15 protein-coding genes are annotated in these 21,175 nt (G+C 68.0%); 5 read left to right on the top strand and 10 right to left on the bottom strand.

Going from position 1 to position 21,175, the window contains the following annotated elements:
- Window positions 1-3,309 carry an efflux RND transporter permease subunit gene (locus CFB89_RS05545; RefSeq protein WP_089467038.1) on the top strand — a complete coding sequence of 1,103 codons (3,309 nt, stop codon included), beginning with the start codon at window positions 1-3 and terminating at the stop codon, window positions 3,307-3,309.
- Between the two features lie 134 nt (window positions 3,310-3,443).
- Entirely contained in the window at window positions 3,444-3,827 is a 384-nt protein-coding gene (locus CFB89_RS05540; protein ID WP_089467037.1) for a VOC family protein, read from the top strand.
- 98 nt (window positions 3,828-3,925) lie between these two features.
- Here the strand turns inward: CFB89_RS05540 and CFB89_RS05535 are convergent, their stop codons facing one another.
- Window positions 3,926-5,410, bottom strand: a complete 1,485-nt coding sequence (locus tag CFB89_RS05535) for an NYN domain-containing protein (RefSeq protein ID WP_089467036.1) — start codon at window positions 5,408-5,410, stop codon at window positions 3,926-3,928.
- Between the two features lie 269 nt (window positions 5,411-5,679).
- Here CFB89_RS05535 and CFB89_RS05530 point away from each other — a divergent pair, with 269 nt between their 5' ends.
- Window positions 5,680-6,309 carry an SDR family oxidoreductase gene (locus tag CFB89_RS05530; RefSeq protein ID WP_089467035.1) on the top strand — a complete coding sequence of 210 codons (630 nt, stop codon included), beginning with the start codon at window positions 5,680-5,682 and terminating at the stop codon, window positions 6,307-6,309.
- Window positions 6,310-6,394: 85 nt separating this feature from the next.
- Here CFB89_RS05530 and CFB89_RS05525 read toward each other — a convergent pair whose 3' ends face one another.
- Complete coding sequence (locus tag CFB89_RS05525; protein WP_089467034.1) at window positions 6,395-6,943, bottom strand: peroxiredoxin; 549 nt, start codon at window positions 6,941-6,943, stop codon at window positions 6,395-6,397.
- A gap of 278 nt (window positions 6,944-7,221) precedes the next feature.
- On the opposite strand from CFB89_RS05525, the gene cdpA reads away from it, so the two are divergent.
- Window positions 7,222-8,964 carry a cyclic di-GMP phosphodiesterase CdpA gene (gene cdpA, locus CFB89_RS05520; protein ID WP_218828341.1) on the top strand — a complete coding sequence of 581 codons (1,743 nt, stop codon included), beginning with the start codon at window positions 7,222-7,224 and terminating at the stop codon, window positions 8,962-8,964.
- 27 nt (window positions 8,965-8,991) lie between these two features.
- Window positions 8,992-10,500 (top strand): HDOD domain-containing protein, encoded by a 1,509-nt coding sequence (locus CFB89_RS05515; RefSeq protein ID WP_089467032.1) that lies wholly within the window; start codon window positions 8,992-8,994, stop codon window positions 10,498-10,500.
- A 93-nt stretch (window positions 10,501-10,593) separates the two neighbouring features.
- On the opposite strand, the gene CFB89_RS05510 is transcribed toward CFB89_RS05515, so the two are convergent.
- From CFB89_RS05510 to CFB89_RS05460, 8 genes are all read right to left on the bottom strand, one after another.
- Complete coding sequence (locus CFB89_RS05510; RefSeq protein WP_089467031.1) at window positions 10,594-11,388, bottom strand: ABC transporter substrate-binding protein; 795 nt, start codon at window positions 11,386-11,388, stop codon at window positions 10,594-10,596.
- Window positions 11,389-11,743: 355 nt separating this feature from the next.
- Window positions 11,744-12,934, bottom strand: coding sequence for a succinylglutamate desuccinylase (gene astE / locus CFB89_RS05500; protein ID WP_179233411.1), 1,191 nt, complete (start codon window positions 12,932-12,934; stop codon window positions 11,744-11,746).
- Window positions 12,935-12,941: 7 nt separating this feature from the next.
- Window positions 12,942-14,282, bottom strand: coding sequence for an N-succinylarginine dihydrolase (astB, locus tag CFB89_RS05495; protein WP_089467029.1), 1,341 nt, complete (start codon window positions 14,280-14,282; stop codon window positions 12,942-12,944).
- Between the two features lie 14 nt (window positions 14,283-14,296).
- Complete coding sequence (gene astD / locus CFB89_RS05490) at window positions 14,297-15,760, bottom strand: succinylglutamate-semialdehyde dehydrogenase (RefSeq protein ID WP_089467028.1); 1,464 nt, start codon at window positions 15,758-15,760, stop codon at window positions 14,297-14,299.
- A 7-nt stretch (window positions 15,761-15,767) separates the two neighbouring features.
- Window positions 15,768-16,799 (bottom strand): arginine N-succinyltransferase, encoded by a 1,032-nt coding sequence (astA, locus tag CFB89_RS05485; protein ID WP_089467027.1) that lies wholly within the window; start codon window positions 16,797-16,799, stop codon window positions 15,768-15,770.
- Window positions 16,796-17,863, bottom strand: a complete 1,068-nt coding sequence (gene aruF / locus CFB89_RS05480) for an arginine/ornithine succinyltransferase subunit alpha (protein ID WP_089467026.1) — start codon at window positions 17,861-17,863, stop codon at window positions 16,796-16,798. The genes astA and aruF overlap by 4 nt, the downstream gene beginning before the upstream one ends.
- A 30-nt stretch (window positions 17,864-17,893) precedes the next feature.
- Complete coding sequence (locus CFB89_RS05475) at window positions 17,894-19,126, bottom strand: aspartate aminotransferase family protein (protein WP_089467025.1); 1,233 nt, start codon at window positions 19,124-19,126, stop codon at window positions 17,894-17,896.
- A 998-nt stretch (window positions 19,127-20,124) separates the two neighbouring features.
- A complete protein-coding gene (locus CFB89_RS05460) occupies window positions 20,125-21,165 on the bottom strand; it encodes a GlxA family transcriptional regulator (RefSeq protein WP_089467024.1) in 1,041 nt (346 codons plus the stop codon).
- Window positions 21,166-21,175 lie beyond the last annotated feature (10 nt).

Below are 21,175 nucleotides of genomic sequence, written 5' to 3'. Positions count from 1 at the left end.
ATGAACCTGTCGCGCCCCTTCATCACCCGCCCCGTCGCGACGACGCTGCTCGCGCTCGGCGTCGCGCTCGCGGGCCTGTTCGCGTTCATCAAGCTGCCGGTGTCGCCGCTGCCGCAGGTCGACTTCCCGACGATCTCGGTGCAGGCGTCGCTGCCGGGCGCGAGCCCGGAGACGGTCGCGACCAGCGTGACGAGCCCGCTGGAGCGACACCTCGGCTCGATCGCGGACGTCTCCGAAATGACGTCGACGAGCACGGTCGGCAATGCGCGGATCATCCTGCAGTTCGGCCTGAACCGCGACATCGACGGCGCCGCGCGCGACGTGCAGGCCGCGATCAACGCGGCGCGCGCCGACCTGCCCGCCGCGCTGAAGAGCAACCCGACCTACCGCAAGGTCAACCCGGCCGATTCGCCGATCATGGTCGTGTCGCTGACCTCGGAGACGGCGTCGCCCGCGAAGGTGTACGACGCCGCGTCGACGGTGCTGCAGCAGTCGCTGTCGCAGATCGACGGAATCGGCCAGGTCACCGTGAGCGGCTCCGCGAACCCGGCCGTGCGCGTCGAGCTCGAACCGCAATCGCTGTTCCACTACGGGATCGGCCTCGAGGACGTGCGCGCGGCGCTGGCTTCCGCGAACGCCAACGCGCCGAAGGGCGCGATCGAGTTCGGCCCGCAGCGCTTCCAGCTCTACACGAACGACCAGGCGTCCCAGGCATCGCAATACCGCGACCTCGTCGTCGCGTACCGCAACGGCTCGGCCGTGCGGCTGTCCGATCTGTCCGACGTCGTCGATTCGGTCGAGGATCTGCGCAACCTCGGTTTGTCGAACGGCAAGCGCGCGGTGCTCGTGATCCTCTACCGCTCGCCGGGCGCGAACATCATCGAGACGCTCGACCGCGTGCGCGCGGCGCTGCCGCAGCTCACCGCGTCGCTGCCGGCCGACATCACGGTCACGCCGGTGCTCGACCGCTCGACCACCATCCGCGCGTCGCTGAAGGACACCGAGCACACGCTGCTGATCGCGATCAGCCTCGTCGTGATGGTCGTGTTCCTGTTCCTGCGCAACTGGCGCGCGACGCTGATCCCGAGCGTGGCGGTGCCGATCTCGATCGTCGGCACGTTCGGCGCGATGTACCTGTTGGGCTTCTCGATCGACAACCTGTCGCTGATGGCGCTGATCGTCGCGACCGGCTTCGTCGTCGACGACGCGATCGTCGTGCTCGAGAACATCTCGCGGCACATCGAGAACGGCAAGTCGCGGATGCAGGCCGCGTTCGACGGCGCGCGCGAAGTCGGCTTCACGGTGCTGTCGATGAGCATCTCGCTCGTCGCGGTGTTCCTGCCGATCCTGCTGATGGGCGGGATCGTCGGGCGCCTGTTCCGCGAATTCGCGCTGACGCTGTCGCTCGCGATCGCGGTGTCGCTCGCGGTATCGCTCACGGTCACGCCGATGATGTGCGCGCGCCTGCTGCCCGAACAGCACGACCCGCAAAGCGAGGGCCGCTTCGGGCGTTTCCTCGAACGCGGCTTCGCGCGCATGCAGCGCGGCTACGAGCGCTCGCTGTCGTGGGCGCTGCGCCGGCCGCTGCTGATCCTGCTGACGCTGTTCGCGACGATCGGGCTGAACGTCTACCTGTACGTCGTCGTGCCGAAGGGCTTCTTCCCGCAGCAGGACACCGGCCTGATGATCGGCGGCATCCAGGCCGATCAGTCGACGTCGTTCCAGGCGATGAAGCTGAAGTTCTCCGAGATGATGCGGATCGTGCAGGGCAACCCGAACGTGAAGAGCGTCGCGGGCTTCACGGGCGGCACGCAGACCAACTCCGGCTTCATGTTCGTCACGCTGAAGGACCGCACCGAGCGCAAGCTGTCGGCCGACCAGGTGATCCAGCAACTGCGCCCGAGGCTGGCGGACGTGGCGGGCGCGCGCACGTTCCTGCAGGCGGCGCAGGACATCCGCGTCGGCGGCCGGCAGAGCAACGCGCAGTACCAGTTCACGCTGCTCGGCGATTCGAGCGCCGACCTGTACAAGTGGGGGCCGATCCTGACCGAGGCGCTGCAGAAGCGCCCCGAGCTGACCGACGTGAACTCCGACCAGCAGCAAGGCGGCCTCGAGGCGATGGTGACGATCGACCGCGCGACGGCCGCGCGGTTCGGCATCAAGCCCGCGCAGATCGACAACACGCTGTACGACGCGTTCGGCCAGCGCCAGGTCTCGACGATCTACAACCCGCTGAACCAGTACCACGTCGTGATGGAAGTCGCGCCGAAATACTGGCAGAGCCCGGAAATGCTGAACCAGGTATGGATCAGCACGTCGGGCGGCAGCGCGAACGGCTCGCAGACCACCAACGCCGCCGCCGGCACCTACGTCGCGACCTCGGCCGGCACGTCGAGCGCCGGCACGGCCGCGCAGAGCGCCGCGGCGATCGCGTCCGATTCCGCGCGCAACCAGGCGCTCAACGCGATCGCGGCGAGCGGCAAGTCGAGCGCGTCGTCGGGTGCGTCGGTGTCGACGTCGAAGTCGACGATGATCCCGCTGTCGGCGATCGCGACGTTCGGGCCGAGCACGACGCCGCTGTCGGTCAACCACCAGGGGCTGTTCGTCGCGACGACGATCTCGTTCAACCTGCCGCCGGGCGTGTCGCTGTCGCAGGCGACCCAGGTGATCTATCAGACGATGGCGCAGATCGGCGTGCCGCCGACGATCGTCGGCAGCTTCCAGGGCACCGCGCAGGCGTTCCAGCAGTCGCTGAACGATCAGCCGATCCTGATCCTCGCGGCGCTGCTGGCCGTCTACATCGTGCTCGGGATCCTGTACGAGAGCTACATCCACCCGATCACGATCCTGTCGACGCTGCCGTCGGCCGGCGTCGGCGCGCTGCTCGCGCTGCTGCTGTTCAAGACCGAGTTCAGCATCATCGCGCTGATCGGCGTGATCCTGCTGATCGGTATCGTGAAGAAGAACGCGATCATGATGGTCGACTTCGCGATCGACCAGACGCGCAACAACGGGAAGTCGTCGTTCGACGCGATCCACGAGGCGTGCCTGCTGCGCTTCCGGCCGATCATGATGACGACGATGGCGGCGCTGCTCGGCGCGCTGCCGCTCGCGTTCGGCAACGGCGACGGCGCCGAATTGCGCGCGCCGCTCGGGATCGCGATCGCCGGCGGCCTGATCGTGTCGCAGGTGCTGACGCTCTATACGACGCCCGTCGTCTACCTGTACATGGACCGCTTCCGCGTGTGGGCCGAGAAGCGCCGCAACCGCCGCGGCAATACCGGCGGGCCGGCGGTCGCCGGCGAGTGACGAAAGCGGCTGCCCCTCGGGGCAGCCGTCTTTTTGCGCCTGGTTGACGCGCTCGGTTGCCGGCCTTGTTTGCCGGCCGCGATCGGCTATCGTGTGCCCATATCCACCGCCGCCCCGCCGCACGGGAGTCCGCCATGAACGTCCAGCTCAATCACACGATCGTCTGGTGCCGCGACAAGCATGCGTCGAGCCGCTTCCTCACCGAACTGCTGGACTTGCCGCCGCCGACGCCGTTCGGCGCGATGCTGGTCGTCGCGCTCGACAACGGCGTGTCGCTCGATTTTTACGAACAGGCGGGAGAGATCCGGTCGCAGCATTACGCGTTCCTGATCGACGAAGCCGCCTTCGATCGCGTGCTCGCGCGCATTCGCGAACGGGGATTGCCGCACTGGGCCGATCCGGCGAAGCGGCACGCCGACGACATCTACCGCCACAACGGCGGACGCGGCGTGTACTTCGACGATCCGGACGGTCACTTCCTCGAAGTGATGACGCGGCCGTATGTGCTGAACGGGTAGCGCGGCCGGCCGGCGTGGCGCCGGCCCGGCCAGCGCGGCGCGGGTGTCGCCCGGTTGCGGACGAAACCCGGCCGACTGCGCGGCTGCCGCCGCTGCCGTTACTCGGCCGCAGCCGTCGTCTTGCGCGGGCGACGTGCGCGCGGCGCCGCCTTGCGGGCCGGTTTCTTCGGCTTGGCGGCGGCCGGTGCTTCGGGAGCGCCTTCGACCGGTGCGACGTCATGCGACGGGTGCACGGCCTCGTCCCGAGCGCTGGAAGCGCCGTGCGCCGGCTCGGCGGAGGTCGCCGCGTGTCGCTCGTCATGCGCGGCGTCGCGATGCGGTTCATCCGCATGCCGGCCGGGCGCGTGCGCTTCGCCACCGTGCGTCGCATCGCCCTGCGCGGCGACGTCCGGCTTGCCCGCCGCCTGGCGACCGGCGCCCTTCGCGGCCGCCCCCTTCTTCGCGGCGGTCTTCTTGGCCGCGCTCTTGCGCGCGCGCTTGCGGCCATCCTTCGCGTCGCCGTGCGCGTCGGCCACCTCGGGCGTGTCGGGCGTGTCGGGCGTGTCGGGCGTGTCGGCCGGCGCCGCGGCGGCGATCTCGGCAAACGCCGCGTCTTCCGCATCGATCTGCACGCTTTCGTGAACGAGCGCTTCCGCCCGCTGCCCGCGGCGGCGCGCCTCGCGGCCGGCCGGCGCCGGCTCCGCCGCGCGCGCGCCGTGGTGGCCGCCGTGGTGCACCGCACCGCCTTCACCGCCCGCCGCAACGTGCTCGGCTGCGGCCGACTGGCGAGCCCGCGACACGAACGCGCCCGACTTGTCGTCGCGCCCCACTTCGAGCAGGCCGCGCGCCTGCGCCTCGTCGAGCAGGTTGCCGAACGCGCGGAACCCGTAGTACGACTCGTTGAAATCCGGCTTGCGGCGCTTGATCGCGCTCTTGAGCACCGACGCCCAGATCTTGCCGACGTCGTCGCGCTCCGACGCGAGCGCGTCGAACGTCTCGACCGCCAGCGCGATCGCCTCGGCCTTGCGCGCGTCCATGTCGTGCTTGCGCGACGGCTCGTCGGGCCGCTTCGCGCCGCCGTTGCCCGCGCGCTGCTGCTGTTCGCGCTTCGCGAGCGCACGCTGCTGCTCGCGCACCAGATCGTCGTAGAAGATGAATTCGTCGCAGTTCGCGACCAGCAGATCCGACGTCGATTTCTTCACGCCGACGCCGATCACCTTCTTCGCGTTCTCGCGCAGCTTCGACACGAGCGGCGAAAAATCCGAATCGCCGCTGATGATCACGAACGTATCGACGTGCGACTTCGTGTAGCAGAGATCGAGCGCGTCCACGACGAGCCGGATGTCGGCCGAATTCTTGCCCGACTGGCGCACGTGCGGGATCTCGATCAGCTCGAAGCTCGCTTCGTGCATCGACGCCTTGAAGCCCTTGTAGCGATCCCAGTCGCAATAGGCCTTCTTCACGACGATGCTGCCTTTCAGCAGCAGGCGCTCCAGCACGGGCTTGATGTCGAATTTCTCGTACTTCGCGTCGCGCACGCCGAGCGCGACGTTCTCGAAGTCGCAGAACACGGCCATGCTGACGTTGTCCAGGGGTAATGCCATGTGTACTCCAACCGGTGGGCCGACGCGTTATGCACACGTAGCGGCGAAAAATGCATCGCGCACATGATAGCCGGTCGGCGCGTCATTCCCGAATCCGTGTGAATGAATGACCGCCAGCCCCGCGTGCCGGTGTCCGCGTTGCCGGTATGCCCGCTGTCGGTATGCCCCTGATTACACACCCGCCGCCGGCGCCGATTCGACATTACACTTGAGTTATCGGTCGTCCGTCCCTATCTGGACGGATGACGCATCGAGCAAGGAGCGGTTTCATGACGACGAAGGTACTGCTGATTGGCGCGACCGGACGGACGGGTCAGGCCTGCGCGGATCTGCTGCTCAAGCAGCCGGAGTTCGAGGTCACGGCGCTCGTGCGCCGGCACGGCTATGCGCTGGCGGGCGCACGGGTCGTCGAGGCCGATCTGACGAACGATTTCTCGCACGCTTTCCAGGGCATCACGCACGTGATCTACGCGGCCGGCTCGGCCGAATCGGAGGGTGCCACCGAAGAGGAACAGGTCGACCGCGATGCGGTCGCCCGCGCGGCCGACTACGCGCTCGCCTACAACGCGCAGAAGCTCGTGGTGGTCAGCTCGCTGTCCGCCTACCGGCCCGAGGGCGGGCCGCACGCGTTGCACCACTATTCGCAGATGAAGCGCGAAGGCGACGATCGCGTGATCGCGTCGGGCGTCGACTACGTGATCCTGCGCCCGGGCCCGCTCACGGACGATCCGGGCGTCGGCAAGATCGCGCTGACCGACACGTGGCTCGAGCCCGCGCCGCCCGTCTCGCGCCAGGATGTCGCATGGGCCGCGATCGAGGCGATCAAGCTCGGCATCTCGCGCAAGGTCGTCGGCTTCGTCGGCGGCAGCGTGCCGATCGAGCAGGCGCTGCGCGCGTAACGGCCGGTTGTGCGCGGCCGGGAGGCGGCGCATGCCCGTGAACGCGGCCCGCACGACGGGCCGTTTTCACGCGCGGGCCAGCCGCTTACTGCTTCGGATGCGCGTCGGCCCACGCCTTCACGGCGGCGAGCGTGTTCTCGACGTGCTTGTCGGGCGACAGGCTCGTGTATTCGTAGAGAACCTTCCCTTCCGGCGAAATCACGTAGGACACGCGGTTCGCGCGATCGAGCGCCGGCAGCTTCGCGTCGTACTCGCGGATGATCTTCGCGTCCGGGTCGGCCGCCACCGGGAACTTGCTGCGGCACTCGCTCACCGAGAACTTCGTCAGCGTGTCGATGTTGTCGGCCGACACGCCGATCACCGTCGCGCCGTAAGCCTTGTAACGGTCGACCGCGTCCGCGAACGCATGCGCCTCGATCGTGCAGCCCTTCGTGAACGCCGCCGGATAGAAATACAGCACGACCGGCCCCTGCTTCAGCGCGTCCGCGAGCGAGTACGTGTAAGTCTTGCCGCCCAGCGACGCCCGCGTCGTGAAATCGGGCGCCGCGGCGCCCGGTTTCAGTTCCGCCTGCGCCAGCAGCGCATGGCCGGCCACCAGCGCCGCCACGGCGCCCAGCAACAGTTTTCGCTTCATCTGCGTCCTCATTTCTTATAAAGTCGGCCTCAATATAGGCCACGCGGGCGTTCGCCTGACGAACATCCGCCTGAAAGATCCGGCTCCGCGGCAGCGCGCCCGGGGCCGGCCCGTTAAAGATTTCGCACAGTCTGCCGTTATTCCTTCCGGACAACCGGTTCCAGCCCTTCACGTCAGCGAGAAACATGGAAGCCAACAGGAAACAGACGTCACGCAAGGGCTCCTGGCGCAGCGCCTTGCATACGCTGCGCCGCTTCGCTCGGTCGGGCGGCGCGCTGATGCCCGCGCGCGCCGTGGCGCCGCGACGCGACGACTCCGTGCGCAACTGGCTGGAACAGACGGTCGGCACGGTGGATTTCCTCGCCCACGTCGACCGCGAGCTACGCTTTCTGTACGTGTCCGACGCGAGCCTGCGCTTCATCGGCTACCACCGCGACTACCTGCATACGCTGACGCTGCGCGACCTGATCGCCGAACAGGATACCCCGGCGCTCGAAGGCCTGCTCGCTCGCGCCGCGCGTTCGGGCCAGGTCGAGAAGGCGACGATGTGCATCGTCAAGTCGCTCACCTACCCGCTGGACGTCGAGGTTCGCGCGTTCAAGAGCCGCCACCACGGCGTCGACGGCTTCGCGATCGCGGCGTTCGACGTGTCGTCGTGGCGCGCGCTCGAGGCACGCCTGACGTACGAAATGCATCACGACCCGATGACGGGGCTCGGCAACCTGTCCGCGCTCGTGCCGGCGCTGATGCGCGCGCAGCAGACCGCCGACGAGGACGGCACCTGCGCGGCGCTGCTGCTGCTCGACCTCGACGACTACCAGCGGATCAATCGCGCGCTCGGCTACGACGCGGGCGACATGCTGCTGCGCGAGACCGCGCAGCGGTTGAAGGCGCGCATCACGCCGGACGTGCAGCTCGCGCGCGTCGCGAGCGACAAGTTCGCGATCGTGCTGGGCGCGCCGGACCGCGCGCAGGCGAGCCACGCCGCCGATTCGCTCGCGCGCCGGCTGCAGGCCGCGGTGCGCGAGCCCTACGTGTTCCAGGGGCAGACCGTGCACCTGTCCGCGAGCATCGGCATCGCGCTCTATCCGGACGAACGTGCCGCGCCGCATCGCGCGCAGCATCACAGCCCGCTGCTGCGCCGCGCCGACCACGCGCTCTCCCAGGCGAAGGCATCGGGCGGCAACGCGCTCGCGTTCCACGCGCCCGTCGACGATCCGGCCGACGCCGAACGGCTCAAGCTCGAAGCCGACCTGTACGACGGCGTGCGCAACGGCGAGTTTTCGCTGCATTTCCAGCCGATCACGCGCAGCCAGTCGGGCGCGGTGGTCGGCGTCGAGGCGCTGATCCGCTGGCGCCATCCGGTGCACGGCCTCGTGCCGCCGGCCACCTTCATCCCGCTCGCCGAATCGATCGGCCTGATCAACTACCTCGGCAACTGGGTGCTCAAGGCCGCGTGCATGCAGCTCGTCGCGTGGGACGGCCAGGGGCTCGCGCTGCAATACGTAGCGGTCAACGTGTCGCCGCAGCAGTTCCGCGACCCGCGCTTCACGCAAAACGTGCGCGAGGCGATCGCGCTGACCGGCATCGACCCGCGCCGCATCGTGCTCGAAATCACCGAAAGCCTGCTGATGCACGATCCCGCGCACGCGAAAATGCTGCTCGAGGAACTGACCGGTCTCGGCATCCGCTTCGCGATCGACGATTTCGGCACCGGCTACTCGAGCCTTGCCTATCTGCAGCGCTTCCCGCTCGCGAAGCTGAAGATCGACCGCAGTTTCGTCGAGAACCTGCTCACGTCGCGCAACGACCGCGCGATCGTGTCGGCGGTGGTCGGCCTCGCGCAGACACTGGATCTCGAGCTCGTCGCCGAAGGCGTCGAGACCGAGGCGCAGCGCGAGCTGCTGACGGAGATGGGCTGCAATCACATCCAGGGCTGGCTCGTCTGCCAGGCGCTGCCGTCCGAGGAGCTCGCGCGGCGCTTCGAGGCGCAGCAGCTGCACCTGCACGCCGCCGCCTGACGCGCGCGGCGAACCGAACAGATCCGTATGTCAACCACCGAATACCTGCCCCGCACCGCACTGCTCGACAAGCTGTGGGCCCGGATGAACGAACGGGGCGATTTCCCGCTGCTGTCGGAATCGCTGCGCGCGACGATGGCCGCGATGAAGAACGACGACCTCGACTTCACCGCGCTCGTGCGCGTCGTGCTGTCGGACTTCGCACTCACGCAGAAAGTGCTGCGGCTCGCGAACTCCGCGATGTACATGGCGTTCGGCGGCAACATCACCACCGTGACGCGCGCGCTGATGGTGCTCGGCATGGACGCCGTCGGCCATCTCGTGGTCGGGCTGAAGCTCGTCGACCACTTCCATCAGAGCACGCCGCGGCGCATCGACGCGAAGCTGGAGCTCAACCGTGCGCTGCTGTCCGGCTGCGTCGCGCGCAAGCTCACCGAGCACACCGAGCTGCGCGGCGGCGAGGAAGCCGTCGTCTGCACGCTGATGCGCCAGGTCGGCAAGCTGCTGGTGGTCTGCTATCTCGACAGCGAATGGGACCGCATCCGCCGCCGCGCGGCCGAGCTGAACGGCGACGAAGCGGCCGCCTGCGTCGACGTGCTCGGCGTCGGCTTCGACGAGATCGGCCTCGAAGCGGCCGCGCGCTGGCGGCTGCCCGACATGATCCGCGCGGGGATGGCCGACGACGATCACGCCACCCGCGCCGACGCGTTCGACGACGATAACGGTGACGGCCGCCGCTCGGCTTCGGCCGACGACGGTCCGGCCGCGCGCGTCCATTGGCTGCGCGCGGTGAGTCGCTGCTCGACCGACGTCGCCGGTGCGCTCGCCATGTCCGCGGGCGCGCAGCGCGACGCGCGCATCGCGGCGCTCGCGCAGCACTACGGCGCCGAACTCGGCATGGAGTCCGACGCGCTCGTCGAGATCGCCGAGCGGCTGGCCCGCGAGGAAACGAGCGACACCGTGATGCGCGAGATCGTCGAGCTGCGCGCGAACGCCGATGCGATCGCGCGTGCGCAGGCCGAGCCCCAGGCATGCCTCGAAGCCGGCCTCGCCGACCTGCGTGCGCTGCCGTCCGAGCACGTGCTGACGCCGGTGCTCGCGCTCGCGTCGGAAAGCCTGCTGGCCGGCCTCGCGTTCACGCGCACCGTGATGTTCTTGCGGCACGACGACGGCACGTTCGCCGCACGCCTGGGTTTCGGCCCCGGCGTCGATACGGCGCTCGACCGGCTGCATTTCGACGAACGCTTCGAGCCGGACGTGTTTCATCTCGCGATCTCGAACTCGGTCGGTATCTTCATCGAGCAGGCGCAGGAGCCGAAGATGATGAAGCGCCTGCCCGCGTGGTATCTCGACGCGTTCGACGACGCGCGCGCGTTCGTGCTGCTGCCCGTGCACGTCGGCACGACGAGCGTCGCGCTGCTGTACGGCGACTGGGCCGGCGCGCAACCCGCGCGCAAGATCTCGCAGCAGGAGATGGCCGTGCTCAACGAACTCGCGCGCGAACTGGGCCGGTTCTTCGCCGCGCAGCCCGGCTGACGGCCGGCGCGCCTTCCGTCGTTTTCGCTCCGCAAAAGCAAACCGGCCGCATCGGCGGCCGGTTTTTTTACAGCGTGCGCTTGGGCGCGGCGCTTACTTGAGCGTCACGGGCACGCTGAAGTACTTCTTCGCGAGGGTGTCGATCGTGCCGTCGGCCTTCAGGTCCTTCAGCGCCTGATCGAGCGCGGTCTTCAGCGCCGCGTCGTTCTTGCGCAGGCCGAAGCCCACGCCCGAGCCGAGGATCTCGGCGTCGCTGACCGTGCCGCCCGCGAACGCGAAGCCCTGGCCTTGCGGCTTCGTCAGGAAGCCCTTCGAGCCGGCTTCCGAATCCTGGAACGTCGCGTCGAGACGGCCCGACTTCAGGTCGGCATAGGCCAGATCCTGCGTCTGGTACGGCACGACTTCAACGCCGGCCGGCGCCCACTTCTTCTTCGCGTACGCTTCCTGGATCGTGCCCTGCAGCACGCCGACGCGCTTGCCCTTCAGCGATTGCGGGGTCGGCAGCAGGCCGCTGCCCTGCTTCGCGATCAGCTGGTTCGGAATGGTGTAGATCGGATCGGTGAACGCGATCGCGTGCTTGCGCTGGTCGGTGATCGTCATGTCCGAGTTGATCGCGTCGAACTTGCGCGCCTGCAGCGCCGGGATCAGGCCGTCGAAGTCGTTCTCGACCCACACGCACTTCGTCTTCAGCTTCGCGCACACCGCGTTGCCGATGTCGATGTCGAAGCCGGTCAGCTTGCCGTCGGGCGTCTTGTATTCGAACGGTGCGTACGAGGCCTCGACGCCGAACCGGATCTCCTTCAGATCCGCGGCAAACGCGCTGCCTGCCGCCACCGCCGATGCCGCCACCACCGCATGCGCGGCCACTTTACGCCAATCCAACTTCATCAGGTGTTCTCCTCGATACTCGAATGTTCCGGAACAACGGGCGCATGCATCATTGCAGGGTCGGATGACACCGACAATGCCGACGCCGCGCCGTGATGCGGCGCAACAGCCGCAAGGGCGCGATTGTACCAATCCGCGCGCCCCGATACGGCAAAGCGGCCACCGCCGCGCGATGCTGCGCCGCGGGCACGGCGGCCGTCATGCGTGCCGTCGAACTTGCAAGACGATGTCGCAAATACGCAAGCGCGACGCGCGCGCCGTCTGCGCGGCGGGTGGCCGTCATCCCAAAAATGAATGGGCCACGGGACGATGCGCAGACGGCGAGGTCGCCGCGGCCCGCATACTTGCGCATCGATCAGACGAGTGCGGCCAGCGTGTCGCGCGTCGTATCGATCACGAGCAGGCCCGCCCGCAAACCCGGCTTCACGGTCGGGTTCGGAAACACGATGCGCTCCTCGTCGTGCTTCACCGTGTAGCGGTAGTCGCCGTCCTGCGCGAGCACCGTGCCGCGCGCGAACGCGGTGAAGTTCGCGACGTCGGCCGCGACGAACAGCTCGAGCGCATCGCTCTGCTTCGTGATCTGGTCGATCACGGTGAACACGCGCGGCAGCGACGGATGGCCAACCCCGGCCTCGACATCCACCGGCGGACGGCCGCCCCGCGGATGGCCGCCCCACGGATGGCCGCCCCGCGGGTGGCCGCCCCACCCACCCGACACCAGCTTGCGCACCGCGCGGTCGGCCGGCGCGAAGCGCGTCAGGTCGTTCTGGCCGAACGGTCGCACCTTGCCGAGTTCCAGCGTGCACGCGAGCGCGCCGCAATGCTCGGCCGTGAAATGCGAATACGTGTTGCCCTTCGCGGTATGCAGCAGCACGGCCGCGATGCGTGCATCGCCAAGCCATTCGACCATCGCGCGCGTCGGCGGCGTGCCCGTATGCGGCAGCAGCGCGAATTGCTCGAACACCGATGCGCGAATCGCCGTGTGCATGTCGATGTGCCAGCGCGCGCCGCCCGCCGGCGCGGCCGCGAAGAACGCGGCGGCCGCCGCTTCGAGCTGCGCGGCGCGCGGCGCTTCGCGGCTCGCGGGCACCTGCGCGTGACGGCCGCTGAACAGGCGGTTCAGGTCGTCGTCGAGATAGCGCTCGCCCGCGCGCATCGCCGGCACGTTGCCGAGCACGACCAGCAGCCGGCACGCGAGCGGCAGCGTGCCCGCCGCGAGATCGCGCACGAGCAGCGACAGCAGCTCGATCGGCGCGGTTTCGTCGCCGTGCACGCCGGCCGACACGACCACGCTCGCGCGCGTCGCGGCGTCGTCGGCGTCGTCGGCGTCGTCGGCGTCGTCGGCGTCGTCGGCGTCGGCGTCGTCGGCGTCGTCGTCGGCGGCGGCGGCGGCGGCGGCGTCGGCGGCCGGTTCGAGCGCGAGCAGCCCATCGCCGAGCCATTGCCAGCGCACCGCACCGCCCGCGCACGCGCCGGCCTTGTCGGCCGGTGCGCCACCGGCGAGCGTGAACGCGAGGAAGTCGTCGAGCAACGCGTTCGCCGGCATCCGTGCCTCAGCGCTGGAAGTCATACAGCGACCCGACGCGCAGGATCTGCGTGAGTTCGTCGAGCGCCGTGCGCGATTCGTCGAGCAGCGCCGGATCCGCGAGGTCTTCCGGGGCGAGGCGATCGCGATAGTGCGTGTCGATCCACGCGTCGAGCGACGCGAACAGCGTGTCGTCGATCCACACGTTCGACGTGACGGCCGCGCGCTCGGCTTCGGTCAGCACGACGCGCAGGCGCAGGCACGCGGGGCCGCCGCCGTTCTTCATGCTTTCGCGCAGGTCGAACACGAGCACGTCGTGAATCGGGCCGTTGCCGGCGGCGAGCTGGTCGAGATAGGCGGCGACCCGCTCGTTCTCGCGGCATTCCTGCGGCACGACGAGCACCTGCGAGCCGTCCGCGCGCGACAGCAGTTGGCTGTTGAACAGATAGGACGTGACGGCATCGTTCACGCTCACCGCCGCGTCGGGCACCTCGATCACGTTCAGGCGCGCACCGCGTGCGTCGAGCGCGGCGGTCAGCGTGTCGTAGATCGCCTGCTTGTCGACGAACGCGCGTTCGTGCGTGAACAGCGTGTCGCGGTTGCCGACCGAGATCACGTCGTTGTGAAACACGCCCGCGTCGATCACGTCCGGATCCTGTTGCGCGTAGACCGTCGCTTCCTCGGCGAGGCCGTGGCGATGCGCGACCGCGCGGCTCGCCTCGAAGGTCTGGCGCGCCGGGAAGCGCTTCGGTTCGGGGCCGCGGCGGTATTCGGCGCGGCCGTACACGAAGAATTCGATGCCCGGCTTGCCGTATTCCGCGCAGAAGCGCGTGTGGTTCGCCGCGCCTTCGTCGCCGAGCGCCGGCGTGCCCGTCAGCGCTTCGTGCACCGCGAAGTGCGTGGGGTCCGCGAACAGCGTCGACAGCGTGCGGCGCGTCGCTTCGTGCTCGATCGCGCGATGCAGCTTGCTGCACAGGTTCGCCGGCGTGAAGTGCACGCGACCGTCGCTCGTGTCGGCCGACGGGCTGACGGTGGCCGCGTTCGCGGTCCACATCGCCGACGCCGAGCTCGCCGCGGCGAGCAGTTCGGGCGCCTGCTTCGCGGCCTTCGCGATCACGTCCGCGTCCTTGCCGGAGAAGCCGAGCTCGCGCAACAGGCGCAGCGACGGCCGCTCCTGCGGCGGCAGCACGCCTTGCGCGAAACCGAGATCGGCGAGCTGCTTCATCTTGCGCAACCCCTGCTTCGCGGCGGCCTTCGGATTCGCGGCCGACTTCTCGTTGTTCAGCGACGCCACGTTGCCGAACGACAGCCCGGCGTAGTTGTGGGTCGGGCCGACGAGTCCGTCGAAATTGGCTTCTTGTGCGTTCATCGTCGTTCCCTCGATCAGAAATGCAGGCCCGGCGACAGGCTCGCGGGCAAGGTCAGTTGCGTGCTTTCCACCGACGCCATCGGGTACGCGCAATAGTCGGCCGCGTAGTACGCGCTCGGCCGATGGTTGCCCGAGCGGCCCGTGCCGCCGAACGGCGCGGCCGACGACGCGCCGTTGGTCGGGCGGTTCCAGTTGACGATCCCCGCACGGATCGTGCGGCGAAAGTGCTCCCATGCGTTGGCGTCGTCGGCGAGCAGCCCGGCGGACAGGCCGAACGCCGTGTCGTTCGCGCGCTCGATCGCTTCGTCGAACGTCGCATGGCGGACGATCTGCGCGAGCGGGCCGAAGTGCTCTTCGTCCGGCAGGTTCGCGACGCCCGTCACGTCGACGATCGCCGCGTTCACGAAGCCCAGGCGCGGATCGCGCTGCGTCATCGCGACGATCGGCTTCGCGCCCTGCTCGATCAGGCGCGCCTGCGCAGCGACGAGCTTCGCAGCCGCGCGCGCCGAGATCACCGCGCCCATGAACGGCTGCGGATCGGCGTCGAACACGTCGGCCGTGATCTTCGACGTGACGTCGGCGAAGCGTGCGAGGAAGCGGTCGCCGAACGCGCCCTGCGGCACGAAGATGCGGCGTGCGCACGTGCAGCGCTGGCCGGCCGACAGGAACGCCGACTGGATCGTGTGATGCACGGCCGCGTCGATGTCCTCGACTTCACCGATCACGAGCGGGTTGTTGCCGCCCATCTCGAGCGCGAGCACGATTTCCGGACGGCCGCCGAACTGCTTGTGCAGCAGCGTGCCGGTATCCGAACTGCCGGTGAAGAACAGCCCGTCGATCTGCCGGTGATTCGCGAGCGCGACGCCGGTGTCCTTCTCGCCCTGCACGAGGTTCAGCACGCCGGCCGGCAACCCGGCTTCGCGCCACACCTCGACCGTCGCGCGCGCGACGCCCGGGGCGAGCTCCGACGGCTTGAACACCACGGTGTTGCCGGCGATCAGCGCCGGCACGATATGACCGTTCGGCAAGTGGCCGGGGAAGTTGTAAGGGCCGAACACGGCCACGACGCCGTGCGGGCGGTGACGCAACACCGCCACGCCGTCGGCCATGTCCTGGCGCTTCTCGCCGGTGCGTTCCTGGTACGCCTGGATCGAGATGCCGACCTTCGCGGCCATCGCCGCGACTTCGGTGCGCGCTTCCCACAGCGGCTTGCCGGTCTCGCGGCCGATCGCGGTCGCGATCGCTTCCTTGCGTTCGGTGAGCAGCGCGGCGAAGCGCTTGACGATCGCGCAGCGGGCTTCGAAGTCGAGCGCCGACCAGCCGGCGAATGCGCGGCGCGCGCTCGCGACCGCGCGGTCGACGTCCACCGCCGACGCGCTTTCGCCCTGCCACGCGATTTCGTCGGTGCCGGGGTTGCGCGAAGCGAAGACGGGGCCCGAGCCTGCGACCCAGGCGCCGTCGATGAAGAGTTCCGTCATGATTCGTTTATCCCTGTTTGACTTTGAGCGGCAGCACGCGGACCGAATCGCCGGCCTTCACGTCCAGCGCGGCGGCATCGTCGGCCGACAGCACAAACGCGCCGTTCTCGACCACGCCCGGCGCGACGCCGACGCGGAAGTCGCCGAGCGACGTGTTCGATACGAGCGACTTCGGCGCGTCGTCTCGCGCGTCGGGCACGCCGATCGCGACCGGCACGACGACGCTCTCGCGCACCGTGCGCAGATCGTTGACGTGGCATTCGAGCACCGGGCCCGCGTCGAAGATGTCGACGTGATTCTGGTAGCGCAGCCCTTCCGCTTCGAGCATCTTGCGGGCCGGCAGCGTGTCGCGGTGCGTGAGGCCGACCGCGTCCTGCGCGTCCTGCGGCAGCAGGTCGACGTACACCGGGTAGCGCGGCATCAGTTCCGCGAGGAACGACTTGCGGCCGTGCGAGCTCAGGTAATCGGCCGCGTTGAAGTCGATCTGGTAGAAGTGCGAACCGACGGCGCGCCAGAACGGGGACGTGCCGTCCTCGTCGAAGTGGCCGCGCAGTTCCGCGCAGATGCGTTCCGGAAAGCGCTCGCGGAACTGCGCGATGAACATGAACCGCGAGCGCGACAGCAGGCCGCCGACGCCGCCCGTGCGATAGCGCGGGCTCAGGAACAGCGAGCACACTTCCGCGTAGCCCGTGAGGTCGTGCGAGATGTTCAGCGCGGACATCCGCGTCCACACGCCGAGCTCCTGGCTCGCATGCACGACCGTGCTCACGCGATAGTTGTAGAACGGCTGCTCGAGGCCGACCTGCGTTTCGATTCCGCACACGCCCGCGATGTCGCGCGTCTTCGAATCTTCCATCACGAAGAAGTAGCCGGCTTCGCCGGGCGCCGCGCGGCCTTCGAGCGTGCGGCGCGAGCGTTCGATGCGCGCGGCGAGCGCGTCGCGGTCGGGCTTGAACGTGGTCAGGCCCGGCCCGGTTTCCTTCGCGAGCGACACGAGCGCGTCGACGTCGCCCGTTTGTACGACCCGAACGACGATCATGCTGCGTCTCCCTTCAAATCTTCATCGTCGCGGCGATGCAGCGGCACGCAGCGCACGACATCGCCTTCCTTCACGTCGAGCGCCGCGCGCACGTCGCCGGCGAGCGGCGCCTCGGTGCTCCGCGCGTCGGCCGCGTCGCCCGGCAGGTCGGCCAGCACGCAGCGGAACGATTCGCCGCTGCCCGTCGATGTCATGTATGCGACGTCGCCCTGCTGATGCGCGGCCTCGCGCACGACGCGCTCCGACGCCTGCTTCACGCACGCGGTGCGGTCGACCTGCGCGGTCAGCACCGGGCCCGCGTCGAAGATGTCGACGAAGCGGTCGGGCTCGAAGCCTTCCTCGAGATGGATGTCGTACGCGAGCAGCGCCGTTTCGTTCGGCTCGCCGAGCACGCGCTGCGCGGCTTCCGGCAGCAGCGGCACGTACAGCGGATAGGCGGGCATCACTTCCGCGATGAACGTGCGGCTGCGGCCGCCCGACGCGATGTCGACGTCGGTGAAATCGCGGCCGAAGAACTTGCGGCCCACCGCTTCCCAGAACGGCGACGCGCCGTTGCCGTCGCTCACGCCGAGCAGCAGCGTGAACACTTCCGGCGTGAAGCGGCGGCGGTTCGCGGCGATGTACATCATCCGGGCGCGCGAGATCAGGTGCGCGGCCGCGTCGCCGCGCAGCGACGGATCGACGTAGAAGCCCGCGAGCCGGCTCTTGCCGGTCAGCTCGTGCGACATCGTGAGCGCGTGGATCTTGCGGTTCACGTGCAGCTCGCGCGACGCGTGAATCAGCGCGTCGTTGCGGAACGCGTAGAACGGCTCCGAGTAGCCGGCCGCGGCCACGATGCTCGCCGTGCCGAGCAGCTTGCCCGTCGACGAATCCTCGAGCACGAAGAGGTAGAACTCCTCGCCGGCGAAGTCGACGTCCGCGCGAAACGAATCCTCGGAGAGCGCCACGCGTGCTTCGAGCGCCGCGCGGTCGTGCGGCAGCGAGTGCAGGACCGGCTGCGCGGTGCGCGCCATGTGCGCGAGCGCATCGAGATCCGTGAGTTTGCCGGGGCGAACAAATAGCATCGTCGTTCCTGTCTGCGATGGGCGCGCCGATCAGCGCGCGGTGGCTTCCTGGGCCGCGAGCACCTGCTCGACCGCCTTTTCGAAGCGCTTCACGCCTTCGTCGAGCAGGTCGAACGGGATCACCAGCGACGGCACGAAGCGCAGCACGTTCGGGCCGGCGATCAGCATGATCAGGCCGTGCTCGGCGGCGGCGGTGACGAAGTCCTTCGCGCGGCCGTCGAATGCGGCGGTGAGTTCCGCGCCGACCAGCAGGCCCTTGCCGCGCACGTCCTTGAAGAGGCCGAAGCGTGCGTTGATGCGTTCGAGCGCGCCCTTCAGGCGCACGCTGCGTTCGCGCACGCCTTCGAGCAGCGCCGGGTCGCCGATCAGTTCGACGACCTTGTCGGCGATCGCCGATGCCAGCGGATTGCCGCCGTATGTCGTGCCGTGCACGCCGACCTTGAAGTGCGCGGCCAGTTCGTTCGTCGTCAGCATCGCGCCGATCGGGAAGCCGTTGCCGAGCGCTTTCGCGGTCGTGAGGATGTCCGGCGTGACGCCCGTGTCCATGTATGCGTAGAACTGGCCCGTGCGGCCCACGCCCGTTTGCACTTCGTCGAAGATCAGCAGTGCGTCGTGCGCGTCGCATGCTTCGCGCAGTGCCTTCAGGAATGCGGGATCGGCCGGGATCACGCCGCCTTCGCCTTGCACCGGCTCGACGATCACCGCGCAGGTTTTGGGGCCGATTGCGGCCTTCGCGGCTTCGATGTCGTTGAACGGGAGGTGCTTGATGCCTTCCGGCACCGGGCCGAAGCCTTCCGAGTACTTCGGCTGACCGCCGACGCTGACCGTGAAGAACGTGCGGCCGTGGAACGACTGCACGAACGACACGATTTCGTACTTATCGGCGCCGTGGCGGTCGAAGGCGACGCGGCGCGCGAGTTTCAGTGCGGCTTCGTTCGCTTCCGCGCCCGAGTTCGCGAAGAATGCGCGGTCGGCGAAGGTCAGCGATTCGAGGCGCTTCGCGAGGCGCAGCACCGGCTCGTTCGTGTAGCCGTTGCCGATGTGCCAGAGCTTGCGGCCTTGTTCGTCGAGGACTTTCAGCAGTTCCGGATGGCCGTGGCCCAGCGACGTGACCGCGATGCCGCACGCGAAATCGATGTACTCGCGGCCGGACGTGTCCCACACGCGGGAGCCCTCTGCACGGTCCGGCACGAACGGAGCGGGAGAGAATACCGGCACCATCACTTCGTCGAATGTCTGGCGGGTCACGGTCGAGGTCGTCATGGTCGTTCCTTTCGGTTTCGTAAGAGGGTTCAACAGGATCAAGTTTAGGTAAGGGTGACGCAAGCGTCTTGCGGAATTGCGACGGGTTCTATCGGAAGGTTCTGTTTTTGGTTTTGCCCTCTCGGGGAGCGGCTATGCCGTGTCGGTGGGTTTTTCTTACTATCGGTGGTCGGCTTAGGGTGTCGTGAAGCACCTGTGATCGTGTCGGTCTATTAGCGTCGCCCCTCCGCGGGGCAGCGGTCACTTTTCTTTGTCTTGCCAAAGAAAAGTAACCAAAAGAAAGGCGCTCGGATATCGCATGACCTCCCGGTGCCATCGCCAACAGAGTGGTCCGCATAAAAGTGTCCGCGCCAGTCAGGAATCCGGAGTGGTTCGAGCAATGGTTCCGACACCACTCGCTACCCCACGGAGCGGTATACCGTCCGCTAGCTCCGTCCTCGCTTCGCTCGGCCGACAGGTCCATCCCACCCAATACCAGTATCGCCTCCCTCGCGGGACCCGCTGTACTTTCAATAATCGAATTCGCTGCTTTGCCCGCGAGAAAAATGCGGGGCGCAAACACATCGTCGTCGCGAAAAATCATTGTTAAACGATCGGTCACCCAAATGGGGGAGAGCAGAAAAAGTGCCTGGCTGCCGACCTCGGATACAGGAAGCCGAACGCGAGCTCTCGCCTTGAAGTACCTTGCAGCCGAGCGTAGCGAGGATGGAGCTAGCGGGCGGTATACCGCTCCGTGGGGTAGCGAGTGGTGTCGGAACCATTGCTCGAACCACTCCGGATTCCTGACTGGCGCGGACACTTTTATGCGGACCACTCTGTTGGCGATGGCACCGGTAAGTCATGCGATCTCCGAGCGCCTTTCTTTTGGTTACTTTTCTTTGGCAAGACAAAGAAAAGTGACCGCTGCCCCGCGGAGGGGCGACGCTAATAGACCGACACGATCACAGGTGCTTCACGACACCCTAAGCCGACCACCAAACAACCCAATCCCCCCACCTTCAATCCTTCCCGCGCTCGACGAGCGCCCCCGCCCGAGGTTCGCTGCCGCCGCCCGTCTGCTTTTCGAGCCACGCCCGCCGATCCTCCCGAGGCGTCACCCCGAACCTTTCGCGATAAGCGTTAGAGAAGTGCGCAGCAGAAGAGAACCCACAAGCGAGAGAAACCTGAACGACGGACTTACTGGTCCGCTGCAACTGCGTCCGGGCCTTGAGCAGCCGAAGATTGAGGTAATACTTGGAGGGCATCGCCCCGAGATACTGCCGAAAGAGCCGTTCCAATTGCCTCCGGGAAACGCCCACGAGCCCGGCGATCTCATCGGTAGCAAGCGGATCCTCGACGTTGGCTTCCATCAAAAGCAACGCATCATTGAGCCGAGGATGCCGCTCCCCCGGAGCCGTCACGAAAGGAATCCTCTGCCGCTCCTCGCCACTGCGCAAAACCCCGACCCCCAGCGCATCGCCGATCCGCTCCGCGAGATCCACCCCATGTTCCCGGCCAATCATGGCCAACATGAAATCGACGGTCGCCTGCCCACCGGCACAGGTCGCCCGATCGCGATCGATCTCGAAGATCTGCTGCGTGACGATCGACCGCTCGAACTGCTCGGCGAATTGCTGATACGTCTCCCAGTTCACGCTCACGCGATAGCCGGAAAGCTGCCCCGCCATCGCCAGCCACCACACGCCGTGATGAATCCCGGTCACGACCGGCGTGCGCTGCCCGACCCGCGCGAGACTCGCGAGAAACAGCCGGTAATCGGCAAACTGCTGAAACCGCTCGGACACGACGATCAACCAGTCGCACGCGATCGCATCGTTGAACGCCGCATCGGCATGCCACTGCGCGCCGCCCGCGAGCGGCACCGGCCGCCCGTCCCACGAACATACCTGCCAGCGGTACAACAGCCGCCCGTCGATCTCGTTCGCGAGATTCAACGCATCGACGATCGGCCCCACGCCCGACATCGACACGGGCGGCAATGCAACGATCGCCACCTGCGTCGTGCGGGTGGCGCCTGCGGGACGAGACACCGGTACCACGTTGAAACCT

Origin of the sequence: Burkholderia sp. AU16741 (assembly GCF_002223345.1) — a bacterium.
Taxonomy (GTDB): domain Bacteria; phylum Pseudomonadota; class Gammaproteobacteria; order Burkholderiales; family Burkholderiaceae; genus Burkholderia; species Burkholderia sola.
This window is presented reverse-complemented; position numbering and strand designations above follow the sequence as displayed.